Annotated in this window: 13 protein-coding genes and 1 tRNA gene; 7 read left to right on the top strand and 7 right to left on the bottom strand. The window is 46.9% G+C overall.

All coding sequences use genetic code 11. The annotated features are described in order from the left end of the window. Positions 1-56 precede the first annotated feature (56 nt). On the bottom strand, positions 57-1,061 hold the full coding sequence (gene rluF / locus D0Y50_RS12115) for a 23S rRNA pseudouridine(2604) synthase RluF (protein WP_117317183.1): 1,005 nt from the start codon (positions 1,059-1,061) through the stop codon (positions 57-59). 471 nt (positions 1,062-1,532) lie between these two features. Between rluF and D0Y50_RS12120 the strand changes: the two genes are divergently transcribed. The 5 genes from D0Y50_RS12120 to D0Y50_RS12145 all read left to right on the top strand — a co-directional run bounded on the left by D0Y50_RS12120 (position 1,533) and on the right by D0Y50_RS12145 (position 6,583). Then, positions 1,533-3,467: a methyl-accepting chemotaxis protein gene (locus D0Y50_RS12120; RefSeq protein ID WP_117317185.1), complete on the top strand. Its 1,935-nt coding sequence runs from the start codon at positions 1,533-1,535 to the stop codon at positions 3,465-3,467. Positions 3,468-4,054: 587 nt separating this feature from the next. Then, a complete protein-coding gene (locus D0Y50_RS12125; RefSeq protein ID WP_117317187.1) occupies positions 4,055-4,447 on the top strand; it encodes an Arm DNA-binding domain-containing protein in 393 nt (130 codons plus the stop codon). After that, complete coding sequence (locus tag D0Y50_RS12130) at positions 4,444-5,301, top strand: tyrosine-type recombinase/integrase (protein WP_117317189.1); 858 nt, start codon at positions 4,444-4,446, stop codon at positions 5,299-5,301. The genes D0Y50_RS12125 and D0Y50_RS12130 overlap by 4 nt, the downstream gene beginning before the upstream one ends. Continuing rightward, positions 5,298-5,813, top strand: a complete 516-nt coding sequence (locus tag D0Y50_RS12135) for a hypothetical protein (protein ID WP_117317191.1) — start codon at positions 5,298-5,300, stop codon at positions 5,811-5,813. The genes D0Y50_RS12130 and D0Y50_RS12135 overlap by 4 nt, the downstream gene beginning before the upstream one ends. Before the next feature lie 326 nt (positions 5,814-6,139). Next, complete coding sequence (locus tag D0Y50_RS12145) at positions 6,140-6,583, top strand: hypothetical protein (protein ID WP_117317195.1); 444 nt, start codon at positions 6,140-6,142, stop codon at positions 6,581-6,583. A 54-nt stretch (positions 6,584-6,637) separates the two neighbouring features. Here D0Y50_RS12145 and D0Y50_RS12150 read toward each other — a convergent pair. Then, positions 6,638-7,785, bottom strand: a protein-coding gene (locus D0Y50_RS12150) for an IS3 family transposase (protein WP_117317197.1) whose coding sequence is annotated in 2 segments (ribosomal slippage) — positions 6,638-7,548 and positions 7,548-7,785 — 1,149 coding nt in all. Because the reading frame shifts where the segments join, the coding sequence is not laid out codon by codon here. Between the two features lie 232 nt (positions 7,786-8,017). Here D0Y50_RS12150 and D0Y50_RS12155 point away from each other — a divergent pair. Beyond that, positions 8,018-8,443, top strand: a complete 426-nt coding sequence (locus D0Y50_RS12155; protein WP_232366252.1) for a GIY-YIG nuclease family protein — start codon at positions 8,018-8,020, stop codon at positions 8,441-8,443. Positions 8,444-8,654: 211 nt separating this feature from the next. On the opposite strand, the gene D0Y50_RS12160 is transcribed toward D0Y50_RS12155, so the two are convergent. The 5 genes from D0Y50_RS12160 to apbC all read right to left on the bottom strand — a co-directional run bounded on the left by D0Y50_RS12160 (position 8,655) and on the right by apbC (position 11,489). After that, positions 8,655-8,731: transfer RNA gene (locus D0Y50_RS12160), tRNA-Pro, on the bottom strand. A 338-nt stretch (positions 8,732-9,069) separates the two neighbouring features. Next, positions 9,070-9,669 (bottom strand): dCTP deaminase, encoded by a 600-nt coding sequence (gene dcd / locus D0Y50_RS12165; RefSeq protein WP_108568251.1) that lies wholly within the window; start codon positions 9,667-9,669, stop codon positions 9,070-9,072. 98 nt (positions 9,670-9,767) lie between these two features. Then, the gene (locus tag D0Y50_RS12170; protein ID WP_133175140.1) at positions 9,768-9,977 is read right to left on the bottom strand and encodes a hypothetical protein; all 210 of its coding nucleotides are present in this window, start codon (positions 9,975-9,977) and stop codon (positions 9,768-9,770) included. Positions 9,978-10,063: 86 nt separating this feature from the next. Next, complete coding sequence (locus tag D0Y50_RS19545; protein ID WP_170145502.1) at positions 10,064-10,237, bottom strand: hypothetical protein; 174 nt, start codon at positions 10,235-10,237, stop codon at positions 10,064-10,066. A 145-nt stretch (positions 10,238-10,382) separates the two neighbouring features. Continuing rightward, the gene (apbC, locus tag D0Y50_RS12175; protein ID WP_108568253.1) at positions 10,383-11,489 is read right to left on the bottom strand and encodes an iron-sulfur cluster carrier protein ApbC; all 1,107 of its coding nucleotides are present in this window, start codon (positions 11,487-11,489) and stop codon (positions 10,383-10,385) included. Between the two features lie 120 nt (positions 11,490-11,609). On the opposite strand from apbC, the gene metG reads away from it, so the two are divergent. Then, positions 11,610-13,670, top strand: a complete 2,061-nt coding sequence (gene metG / locus D0Y50_RS12180) for a methionine--tRNA ligase (RefSeq protein WP_117317199.1) — start codon at positions 11,610-11,612, stop codon at positions 13,668-13,670. Positions 13,671-13,711: the final 41 nt, after the last annotated feature.

The following is a 13,711-nucleotide window of genomic DNA, read 5'->3' on the forward strand; positions in this document are numbered from 1 at the left end:
AAATAGAGGAAGGGCTGGACGGTCAGCCCAATACTGGCTAAAGCTTAGCAGTGGCGCTATTTACCGCCCACGGGCCGTTTGCCTGAACGCCCGGCCGGGCTCGTTCGCCGGCTGGCCGGTTTAGGTTTGTTACCGGTTCGCTTTTGTCCACCTGACTTGCTGTCACCGCCAGCCTTAGAAGTATTGTTTGGTGGCTTGTTCGCATCGGCTGGCGCGCCCCGGCTACGTGACGTGCTGCCCCTGCCCTCGCTTCGCGAACCACTACGCGGGGGTCTGGCTCTGCCATCACCAGCTTTGTTGGGTTTGGGACGTGTACTACGATGCCCCGCGGGCGCTTCTGATGAAGAGTGCTCAACTGACTTTAATAACAGGGTAAGCTCATCTTTGGTTAGCTCCCGCCATTGTCCTACCGCTAACCCGCGTAAATTCACATTCATTATTCTAACGCGTTCAAGTTTTTTCACATCGTAATCAAAGTGACTGCACATTCTTCTTATTTGCCGGTTCAGGCCCTGGATAAGGGTGATCCTAAACGCAAACCGACCTTCTTTTATCACTTTACAACGTTTGGTCATGGTGCCTAATATCGGCACCCCGCTGCGCATGCCAGCGATAAATGCATCGGTCACTGGTTTATCGACCGTTACCACGTATTCTTTTTCATGGTTATTGCCAGCCCGCAGTACTTTATTCACTAAATCGCCGTTATTGGTTAAAAATATCAGCCCTTGTGAGTCTTTATCCAGTCTGCCGATTGGAAAAATCCGTTCTTTGTAACGGATATGGTTAACAATATTGGCCCGCTCTGCACTATCTGTGGTACTTACCACACCAACAGGTTTGTTGAGCGCCAGTACCACAAACTTTTCCTTATCTGCCGGTTTAATTACCTTACCATTTACTTTCACTATGTCCCCGGCCACCACTTTACTACCTACCTCAGCCCGTAGCCCGTTTAGACGTACCGCGCCTTGTTCAATGTATTTGTCGGCATCACGGCGAGAACAAAAGCCGCTTTCACTGATAAATTTGTTCAGGCGTGTAGAGCTTGGTGTTTGCATATAGATCTTCTGTTGGCTAGGAGAATGAATAGGTGACTATGGTGCAGGCAGGCGCGATTGCAGCCTTGCCCAGTTAATTCTAACTTTTATGCGCAACCAAATACAGTGCCGTACCTGCTGATACTATAAAAGCGTGCACCCAGCCTGTTTAAGCTGGCGCAACACGATGCTCAGACTTTCGTATAAAATGCTCATATTCTGCCGCTTTGCCCCCCTTTAGCGTTAAAGTTTTCAATGCTTAAGCCGTTAAGACACTAGCTGAGATTTGCACTGCTGTGTGCCCACATGTTGCGCTATTTCAAGTGCTATCACGGTTCTTATTATGTGCATTGCGTCGGTAATCCGCCCGGATGGATGAACCTATTGATGCGTAGTTATTGACGCCGGATTCCCGCGCTGGCTATTTCACCGCCAGCGTTTCTGGTCGTTCCTGAATTTGTTTATCCCTATGTCAGATGTAAGAGGTACAACGTGACCACCCCGTTGAAAAAGGCAAAAACCATACGCCAAATCTTAATCCAGTCGATCAGCTTAATGGTGGTCATCGCCGGACTCGTTATTTCTACCTATCTTTGGTTTGCAATTAACACAGAGATACAAGAACAAGCCACGGAAGAGCGGCAGGACCTTAAAGAAGAACTGCTCGGTTTACTCAGCCTTACTGACGGTTTAATGAAAAAACAGGTTAATGCAGCGCTCAATGTACTGGTCGCGCACGCTAATCGCCTGGGGGCGCCGCGGATAGAGGCAACCTCAGGTACCACTGCAAACCTGTATTTTGGGGATACCCTGATGAATCAATCGAATGCTTTGGTCGATGAGGTAACCGCCCAGGTCGGCGGCACGGCCACGGTATTTGTCCGCCAGGGGAATGACTATGTCAGAATCGCTACCAATGTAACTAAACCGGATGGCACCCGGGCTACCGGAACCAAGCTGAATCCCCAGGGCCTGGCAATCCAGGCCATCAATCAAAAGAAAACCTTTGTAGGTCAGGTAGACATTCTGGGCAAACCATATATTACCGCTTATCGGCCAATTATCGATTCGGCCGACAATGTCGTGGGCATCTTATACGTGGGGTACAGTGCTGATATTAGTACCCTCACCGCCGCAATAGAAAGTGCCAGCGTACTCTCAAAAGGCTACGTGGTATTAAAAGACGATATGGGCCGTACCCGGGCCCACAGCAATAATATCAGCGAAAAGCAGTTGATGACCGCGGCCAGCGAGCCCGAACAGTGGAACAGCCAAGATTATCCATTTGAGGCATGGCGGTACAGCCTGACGATAGCGTATTCCTACGATGAAGTCAGTCAACGGGTAAGCAGCAGGCTGGCAGCCTTGTTAATCACCCTGTTTGTTAGCGCCGCGCTGCTTATTGCCGTGTTAGTCTGGCTAATCAGCCGCTCGGTTGCCGCCCCGCTCAATGCATTAACGCAACGTATTAATGACCTTACCGGCGATGATGGTGATTTAACCCGCCGCTTTGCAGCAGGCCAAACAAAGGAAATAAATAATATCAGCGTCAGTTTTAACGGTTTGCTGGATAAGCTGCAAACGACGATATCTAAAACCCGCCAGGCCACCCAACAGATCTCTTCGAGCTGTCTGCAATTATCAGATATTTCGCACCGTTCGAATGAGGCTGTAGCACAACAGGTTATGGAAACCGAGCAGGTTGCTACGGCCATCACCGAGCTAAATGCTACTGCCCAATCGGTGGCGCAAAGTGCGGCCACCGCGGAAACCCTCTCTGTTGAGATCACCGGTGTAGCTGGCGCCACCCGCGAGCTGGTAGTAAATACTGCCGGTCTAGCGAAAAATCAGCGTGTTGCACTTTCCCAAACAGCCGAATATTCGGACAACCTGACCCAGCTGTCTAACAATATCGGGAGTGTTTTGGCTGTTATTGAAGCCATAGCTGACCAAACAAATCTACTGGCCCTGAACGCCGCGATTGAGTCGGCTCGTGCTGGCGAACATGGTCGCGGGTTCGCCGTTGTATCAGATGAAGTGCGGCAACTGGCCGTACGTACACAAGAATCGATTAAAGAAATTCAGAGTAATATTTCGAAGGTCCAAAACGCCGTGGTGTCGGTGAATACCTCGGTGACGCAATGCTCGTCGCTATCCGAAAATGTTGAAGCTCAATGTGCCCGGATTGCCGATGAAATCGAGGGACTGCACAAGAAGATTGATAGTATCCGCAATACCAATGTCGAGATGGCGAGCGTAGCCGAGGAACAAAGCCAAGTGACCGAACAACTTAGTGTAAATATAGAAACCATTAGGCAGTCGGCACAAGATAGTGCGCGATTTGTAGAAGAGACCTCCCAGTTAGCCCGTAATACTTCCGAAATGGCCGTGGCCATAGACCATGAGCTAAGTCATTACACCGTATAACACTTGCTCTATCACGCTCTCGCCAGTCAATAAAATGATTGCTGGCGATTAGCCTCGGTCGCAACAAAAACTATCCTCGGATTTACCCTGGCAGGTGGGCTGGCACATATGTTCGACGCCCTGAACTTATTCCATACGTTTATTCGATAAGCTTATGCAATTGTCTGGTGCGGGGAGGCAAAGCTAAACAGCGGGAAAGCTAGCGGCGTACAGTTGGGAATAAAGGCGTGCGCCAAATAATGCCGGTCCAGCCCAATATATCAGGAAGGAAAGACAAACAGGAAAGGGGAATAAAACCGTCGATATCGATGTTAGTGGGGTATCACTAAAAGAGAAGTTGGTCGGTGTGAGAGGATTTGAACCTCCGCCCCCTGACACCCCATGCATATCCAAACAGTCACTCGTCATCATTAGAAGTACTTATCCATCACTACGATAGCCCCCTAACTAACTGTTTAAAATACTCTTTCAGTGAAATAATTCATTCAGTGACCACTCGTTACCTGTAGTTACAAATAGTGAGCTTTTTGCTCCTCGTGCAACACAGGTGCAACATATTTCGCAATTAAACTCACTGATGGTGCAACATGGAATCAATCCAGATAAAGATAACTGAAAGTATTCTGAAGAAAGTCGATCCGTCGATTAACCGGATAAGCGACACTGTCATTTCTGGTTTTCATGTAAGGCTCGGGAAAACAGATAAACAGCGAAACCGTACAACTAAGTTCTACCTATATTACCGGATTGGTGGTCGTACAGGAACTTCAGGAAACTACCTGATAGGTTCGCATGGCAGTATAGACGTCAAAACGGCGAGAAGTGAAGCAAAGCAACTCTTTGGTCAAGTTGCCCGTGGCATCGACATTAACCATGCCAAGAGGAAAACCAGACAAGCGACAATCGACGAAAAATCTGCACCAGTACTAAATTCATTACTGGATGATTTCGAAAGTCATGCAGAGCAACAGAGGAAGTGAGCAGAGCTTTCCGCGCAGATGTTCGTCCCACAATAGGTAATATCAAGCTGAAAGAATTGTCGCGTCTGTGCATTATACAAAAGTGCTTAGATCCGATAAAAAAACGAGGGGGATCTGTTCAAGCAAATAAGACGCTCTCACTTCTAAAGCAAACTCTTCAATTTGGTGTCGAGCGCGGTCTACTTGAAACTAATCCCCTCTCTGGCACACGCAGAATTAACATCGGTGGAAAAGAACAACCTCGGAACCGCTTTCTTTCTTTGGATGAAATAGAGTACTTCTTTAATTGGCTTAAAACTTCTACAGCAAGCATTCAGGTTAAGCAATCGTTCAAACTGCTTCTTTTAACCGGCTGTAGAGCACAAGAGCTAACCCTGTCTGAATGGACGCATATTGATTGGGAGAACAAAGTCTGGCTTTTTCCTGAGTCAAACAGAAAAGGCAACAAAGGTGAGACCAAAGATCATATTGTCCCGTTAACTGATCCAATGACAGAATGTTTGATCGTTCTGAAACAAGCACACAAAGACCTTCAAAGTAAATACGTCTTTCCATCTACTACCGGCCAGGTAGGACAGAAGCCAGTTGATAGAGCTGTCTGTGCTAAATTTCTGCGAAGACGATTCGACGGGGACCAACCAGAGCTAGAAATGGAACGTTTTGTACCCCACGACTTACGCAGAAGCTTTCAGACGCACCTTTCAAAGCTTGGCGTAGATGCGATAGTCTGTGAGAAATTACTTAGTCATGAGCTGCAAGGAATGCTCAGAGTTTATAATCAGAACGACTATATAAAGGAGCGTGAGGAAGCATTGGCAGAGTGGAGTGAACTTGTTGGAGATTACATAAAATGAATAATGACGAAAGAATAAAGTTTCTATCAAAAAATATTTCTGTTTACGAGAATCCTAGGGTGAAAGAGATTTTACGTTCTGCAGAACACAATCCGCTTAATCTCATCAGGGAATTTTGCCTCGGCCACTACAGAGGAGAAGACAATCCTGAACTAAAGGCACTAACTGCAGACTTTATGTTTGATCTACTTTTAAAGTTAAGCTCTTGCGAGAAGCAATCAAGATCTGAATTTGATCAGAATGAGAGGATTAAGTTTTCTGAACAAAAAAAAACCTTAGCTCGGGCCTTTGGGCTGAGTCCCCATGTGAAAAATGAAGGGCTAAGAGGTAAGGTTCATCATCATTACAGGATGAATCGCATTAAAAAAGAACTTAGTCAAGATGATGCAAAAGCATTGGCGCTTCAAGAGTGCGGCTTGAGCGAAGACTCTGGAAAAAATTACTTTAGCGGTAAGAATACAATGAGAAACCTTGAAAAGGAGGTGAAAGACGCAAAACAAAATTGGGAATAAAGAGTTAGTTTCAAGGGAAGCAAATTCATTTCGCTTCCACTGACACAGAAGCCGACTTCCTTAACAATGATTCCTGTCATCAGACTACACAGGAATCTTTTCAATGACACCTCTATTAACTGACAGTGAAGCCGCTGGCTTCCTCGGTTCTACAAAAGCAGCACTAAGACAAAGCCGATACTCCGGAAAGTTGTTCGGCGTTCAGGCTCCGCCATATCTGAAGCTCGGTCACACCGTTAGATACCGTCAGGAATCGCTCGAAGACTGGCTTAGTTCACTATCGCAATTCCAAGTTGAACCCGCTACTGCTACTAAGGATATCTGACATGTCGTACTTGAATATCGAAATTCACCAAGCTATAGAACTTACCAAACATTTTATTCCGACCTTTAAAAGGTATGGATACAGCACAGCCGTACTAGAAGAGTTTTGCAATGTTCATCCAAAAGCTAGTGGCGCATGCAGATCAACTTCAGTTATCGACGAGCTGCCTCCAATAGAGATAGGCCTGTCAACTCCCTACCTCGCACTGACAAAGTTAAAACTCGGCATTCTTGCACACGATGTTTGCACTAATAAAGAGATACTGCAAACGGCGATATCGTTAGCAGACTTATTACTGTTAACTAAAGTTCTTCTGGCAAGGATTGAATATAACTTCTCGATAAACTCTTCCAAATGGGAAGAGCATGATCTCCCTCACAAGCGATGGGAGAAAAAGCAAATTGAGCAAATTTGTTACACTCTCAGCCGCCTAGAGGAACTATAAATGAGCCAATTATTTAAAGAGTCCTTCGTAGAACTCTGGACTTCCCAGCTTTCACTAGACAGTTATCTGTTTCGTAAACCAAGCATTCTCGAATTGAGCAGGTGAGACATCGTCTGTATGAGAATGCCGTTTTTTGGAATTGTAAAACATCTCGATAAAATTAAATATCTCTGATCTGGCTTCATCACGGGTGGCATATATCTTTTTCTTTGTAACCCGTTTCTTAAACGTAGCAAAGAAGCTTTCCGCTACTGCATTATCGTGACAGTTACCGCGTCGACTCATCGAGGGCCTGAGGTTGTTTTCCTTCATGAACGCCAGATAATCTGCACTACCGTACTGACTTCCCTGGTCACTGTGCACCAGAACCTGCTGTTTCGGTCTGCGTTGATAAACCGCCATGAGCAGCGCATTGATAACCAGATGCTTATCAATATTTTCGTCCATTGACCAGCCCACTACACGACGCGAAAACAGATCAATGACGGTGGCCAGGTACAAAAAACCTTCGTAGGTTCTTACGTACGTAATGTCGCTGACCCAGGCTGTGTTTGGGCTGGCGGGAGCGAAAGCACGTTCCAAAACATTATCGGCAATACGTGAGGGCTTGCCGTTCTTAATGTATCGACGCTGGTAACCAATTTGTGCACGAAGCCCGCTTCTACGCATTATCTTTGCCACGCGATGAACACTACATGATTCTCCGGCTTCCAGTAAGTCACGACGGATCCAGGGACTGCCGTATGTTGCTCCACTGGCGATATAGAATTCACGTATCAGTTTTAACAGGCGTTCATCTTCAATCTCTCGCGCACTTAAGGGCTGCTTCAGCCAGGCATAGAAACCGCTACGGTGGATTTTTAGAACACGAGAAATCGCAGCGACCGAAAATTCTCGCTGATGGTCACGGATAAAGGCGTACTTCACTCTGGCTGGCTTGCAAAGTACCTTGCGGCCTTTTTTAGAATGTCTCTTTCCTCCGTCACCCGCTTGAGTTCAGACTCTAGCTGAGCGATACGGACAGAATCATCAGCGGACTTCTTCGGTTCAGATTTTTTATCCAACTGCTTTTGCCAGTTGTACAACGAATTACTTGAAATGCCGAGCCGCTCTGCCACGTCAGCGGCAGAATACCCGCGCTCTGTAATTTGCTTCACTGCTTCGACTTTAAACTCGTGGGTATACCGTTTGCCTTTGCTCATAAACACCTCTTTGTGAAGTTACATTGTAACTGTTAAAAGTGTCTAGCAAAGTCTGGGAAGTCCACAAGAGGCAGCGGAAAGAGAGCAACATAAATACGAAGAACTTGTAGCTAAAGCCAATGAAAGAGCTAATAAAGCTACTGGTGACGAGCTAGAGCGTTTAAAGTCTGAACTTGAAGAACTTGAGGCACAACTTAACGAGGCCAGAGCAAAATCAGAACGAGCTCTTTCAATGGCTCAACAGACCAAATCTGGTTACGTCTATATCATTAGCAACATTGGTTCATTTGGTGATGGGGTATTCAAAATTGGGATGACCAGAAGACTTGAGCCCTTTGACCGTGTTCGTGAGCTTGGAGATGCCAGTGTGCCGTTCACTTTCGATGTTCATGCTCTTATTTACTCTGAGGATGCGCCCGCACTTGAAGCTGAACTTCATCGTCATTTCAATGAGCACCGGCTAAACCTAGTAAACAACCGTAAAGAGTTTTTCAGAGTAGACTTAGCTGATCTGAAAGGTAAGCTTGAAGAATTAAATCCTGATGTAGAGTTTCTAACTGATGCCGAAGCGCAGGACTATCATCAAAGTCTATTAATCACTCAAGACAAAATTAAAGAGCACAATACTGTTAACCAAGAGCTACCTGAAGAGATTTGAGAGCGCTCCAAAAGCTCAATATCTGGACAACTTCACGACTATCTGGTGCTCTGAAGGTATTTAGCGAGTGTGAACAAGATTGTGAACGTTCACAAATTTGACTATCATTACTATGAAAGTGAAGTCTGTATGCAGTCTTGAAGGTTGACTTTAAGAACTGCTATAGAGTACGCCATATAAGGCTTTTGGGTGTCGCTTCGAAGAGAGAAGTTGGTCGGTGTGAGAGGATTTGAACCTCCGACCCCTGACACCCCATGACAGTGCGCTACCAAGCTGCGCCACACACCGACCGAAAGAGCGGACAAGTTTACTTATTTTTTGAGTTAATGCAATCGACTAAGGTCATTAATTATCATCATCGCGTCTGTTCGGCGATTTTTTCACCGCATTCTGCGTGAAGTTCTCTCGCCCCAATATGGTTTGCTCAAATAACCGTCCGATTTTAGCATATCTGGTACCGCGCACTTTGCGCAGTGCTTAAAAACACTGAAAACGAAGTGAGTTTCCTAACTGGCCTGTAGTATAAAATAACCCGCTCCGACAGCGACTTGTTGTATATCGGCAAAGCCACCGCCCCGCCCTATCTTGTGAACGTCTCGGCAAATTCGTTGCGTGCTTATGAGCGGCTAGTTTTTTGGGTCCTTTTCATCAGCACTGATACGGCTGGCATCAGCGCCCATCTGGCCCTTATATTTAGCATCTTGTCTTGCGTTGTAGGGCTTTTCAGCAGCCTGAGATAATAACTCGAAGCTCAATGCGCCTATTTTCATCATCGGCTTTAATGCCAGCGGCAGCTTACCACTGTTGAAAAACTCTAATACAATATTGCCTGACCAGCCCGGATCGATGCGGTGGGCGGTGACATGCACCATTAAACCCAAGCGGGCCAACGAGGAACGCCCATCTAGCCAGCCAACGATATTATCCGGCAACGTAACCGATTCGTGTGTAATGGCTAGTGCCAGTTCCCCTGGATGTAGAAAAAAGGCTTTGTCTTCAGGTAAGACAATTTCATCGCTCATAACAGAGTTGAGCGCTTCTTGTACTTCTGCCTTAGGACCGCTTAGATCGATATACGGTGCCTGGTGGTCTTCAAACACCCGGAATTTATTCCCCAGCCGGATGTCAACGGTCACCCCACTGATTTGGTCATAGTCGGGCATGGGGTGAATGCTGATCTTGCCTGATTGCAAGTGTTCAAAGATATCACGATCGCACAAACGCATTTTTAGGTCCTGACGAATATAAAATGGTCGCTATTATGCTTGCTAGCTGCGCCCTGCACAACCGGTCATCGCGCTTATATAGCATCACCGGGTGCGCCTTATTTAGAACGGTTTGCCAAAGCTTCTAGTTTTGTATTCAAAGCATCCAGTTTATTGATGATGGTATGCAATAGGACACTGAATAAAGACAGCGCCCCAAAGATAAGATAAGTGGCATACAGGCTTTTATCGTGGCCACTGGCAAATACCACAACCACTAAAAGTATGAACAGGATATAGCCCATCCTGAAGAAATCGATTCTTGCCATAGTCAGTCCCTGCCCTGAATCTCGATGCTATTACTTTTGAATGTAAAAAGATGCCGCTGGCTTATTTGCCAGCGACAGGTGGCTTTTTAGGGATGGGCGTAATAGCCAATAGCCAGCATAGAACCGCCAACTGCGAGACCAAACAAGGCGGTGGCAGGCCCACCTGCAAAACCGAGTCCGATGACGGCTAACCCACCACTGTCCCAATCCAACCGGCCCCCATTGACGTGGTTAACCTCTTCCTCTTTTAATTGCTGCATATAAAGTTTTCCTCTTTTCATGTGTTAATAGATGATTCCGGAACGTTATTAGTATTGCAGCTTGTAATAAGCGCATCGCCGCCCTATCGGACAGTTTTGGCAAACTTTTTATCTTGGTAGACAGTCATGTTTAATACAGACCGGCCTATACCGGCTTGAAACTGATTGGGTCGCCTTTAATATGCCCTTCGGCTTTGGCCGCCGGAACACTTAATGCCAGATGCATAGACACTGCCCGGGCAATATCGCGATACGTAGCAGCCAGTTCGCTATCGGGCTGGGTTACCACCAACGGTGTACCCGCATCGCCATGCTCGCGTATCCGGGTGTTAAGCGGCAACTGGCCCAGCAACGGCAAATGATGACGCTCGGCTAACGCTTCTCCTCCGTGCTCAGCAAAAATCGGATCTTTATTACCGCACTGACTACACTGGTAGTAACTCATGTTTTCTATCAGGCCCAATACAGGCACATTAACCTTATTAAACATTGAGATACCTTTTTGCGCATCAGCCAGTGCCAAATCTTGTGGCGTGGTAACGATTACCGTGCCGCTCAGCGGTACCTGTTGCGCCATAGTTAACTGGATATCGCCAGTGCCAGGGGGCATATCTACAATCAAATAGTCCAGTACCGGCCACAGCGTTTCATCCAATATTTGCTTCAACGCGCGGCTGGCCATAGGCCCCCGCCATACGGCGGCATCTTCAGCTGGCACCAGATACCCGATAGAGTTTGCCACCAACCCCCAGGCCTGCGGAGGTTGCATGTGTTTTTCATCGCTACTGGCAGGGCGCGCTTGCGGATTTCCCAGCATAATAGGAATCGAAGGCCCATAAATATCCGCATCCAATATCCCTACCCTGGCACCTTCCTGGAGTAAAGCATAGGCTAAATTAACCGCCGTGGTAGACTTGCCGACACCCCCTTTACCAGAGGCTATGGCGATAATATTTTTGATGTTATTCACCGGTGGATGGGTAGTTTGGGCACTCGGGATAGCCGTTTTTATGACGACCTCAATTTCCCTACAGCCAGCATCTGCCAGCGCTTGCTGTAAATATTCCTGTAACGCATCGAATTGCGACATCGCACAAAATGGCAATGTAACCGTTACGACGTTATCGCCGGCATGCAGCCAGGTGCCGGCAGTATCTTCAGGTACACTATAATAATGCGCCAATGCCTGCTGTGTGGTTTCTCTCACAGAGCCGGGTTTGGTTGGCTTGTCATTTTTTTTCGTGAAAAACATCGTTTACCTTTGTTCTATGCTGTAGATGTAGGGTTTGGCGCAATTACGTAATGCAAAAACGGCCAATATCAGCTAGTATTTGCAGCCATTTTGTAACGCTTGAGAACAGTAAAAGTCATTATGTCAGAACACACCACGTCTTCTGCTGCACCAGCAACTGCGGATAAGCGCCGCATTCTGGTGACCAGTGCTTTACCCTATGCTAACGGCTCGATTCACCTGGGCCATTTGCTGGAACATATCCAGACCGACATCTGGACCCGCTTTCAGCGCCTGCGTGGCCACGAATGCTACAGTGTTTGCGCCGACGATGCCCACGGTACCCCCGTGATGTTAAAAGCACAGGAACAGGGTATTACCCCTGAAGAAATGGTAGCGAAGACTCGCGCAGAGCACCATCAGGACCTGCAAGACTTTTACGTAGATTATAACAACTATTATGTGACTCACTCGCCTGAAAACAAGGCGTTGTGCGAAGAGATTTATACCCGGCTGGATAACGCCGGCTATATTTCTAAACGTACCATTAATCAGTTGTACGACCCGCAAAAAGAAATGTTTTTGCCTGACCGCTTCGTGAAGGGTACCTGCCCTAGCTGTAATGCTGAAGATCAAAACGGCGACAGCTGTGATGTATGCGGCGCAACCTATAGCCCCACTGAGGTTAAAAATCCGCGCAGTGTGGTATCAGGGGCTACGCCGGTCTTAAAAGAGTCAGAGCATTTTTTCTTTGATTTACCAAAATTTGAAGACATGCTCAAAGGCTGGATTCGCTCCGGAGCCATTCAAAATGAAATGGCGAACAAGCTGCAGGAGTGGTTTGAAGAAGGCCTGCAGCAATGGGATATTAGCCGGGATGCGCCCTATTTTGGCTTTGAAATTCCGGGCGCGCCAAATAAATTTTTCTATGTTTGGGTTGATGCTCCGGTAGGCTACATGGCCAGTTTTAAAAATTTCTGTGATCAGAACAGCCTGGAATTTGATGACTTCTGGAAAGCTGATTCTACCGCTGAGCTGTATCACTTTATTGGTAAAGATATCACCTATTTCCATTGTTTGTTCTGGCCAGCCATGCTGGAAGGGGCGGGTTATCGTAAGCCTACCGGGGTGAATATCCATGGTTTTGTTACGGTCAATGGTGCAAAAATGTCAAAGTCCCGGGGCACGTTCATAAAAGGGCGTACCTATCTTGACCATTTAAACCCAGAATATTTACGTTATTACTTTGCCGCGAAACTGGGCGATAGCGTCACAGATATCGACCTTAACTTTCAGGATTTTGCCCACAAGGTTAATTCTGACTTAGTGGGCAAGGTGGTTAATATTGCCAGCCGGTGTGCCAGTTTTATCACCAAACGCTTTGATGGAAAATTATCAGACACCGTGCTTGATCAGGCCCTGTTAAATGAATTTCATCAGGCGGCGCAAAGTATTGCACAGCTATATGAAAACCGTAAGTACCATCAGGCGGTGCGCGAAATTATGGCACTGGCGGATAAGGCAAATCAGTTTATCGATACCAATGCACCCTGGGTTACCATAAAAGAAGAAGGTAAAGCCCAATTTACGCATGACGTATGTTCCATGGGTATCAATATGTTCCGCATTCTGGTGACCTACCTGAAACCGGTATTACCGGTACTGGCAGATAAAACAGAACAATTCTTAAATGACACCCTAACCTGGCAAAGTACGCAAGAGGTGCTGACCGGGCATGCGATTAACAAGTTTAAACCGATGATGCAGCGCGTAGAGATGGAGAAAATAGACGCCATGGTAGATGCTTCTAAAGAACACCTCGAGCCAACAACTTCTGTTGATCCTGACAGCCCCCTGGCGAAAGACCCGGTAAGCGACACGATCAGTTTTGAAGAATTCGCCAAAGTGGATTTACGTATTGCACGTATTGCTAATGCAGAGCATGTGGAAGGCGCAGATAAATTGTTGCGACTGGAACTGGACCTGGGCGGTGATACCCGGCAAGTGTTTGCTGGTATTAAATCTGCCTATTCACCCGAAAGCCTGATTGGCAAACATACGGTAATGGTGGCGAACCTGGCCCCGCGTAAAATGCGCTTTGGTTTATCCGAAGGCATGGTGTTAGCGGCCGGCCCTGGTGGCAAAGATCTGTATATTATGGAACCGCACGAAGGCGCCAAGCCGGGTATGCGGGTAAAATAACGCTCGTTAGTGATAAAAAAGCAGCCTGTTGGCTGCTTTTT

Origin of the sequence: Salinimonas sediminis (genome assembly GCF_003429285.1) — a bacterium.
Lineage (GTDB): Bacteria > Pseudomonadota > Gammaproteobacteria > Enterobacterales > Alteromonadaceae > Alteromonas > Alteromonas indica.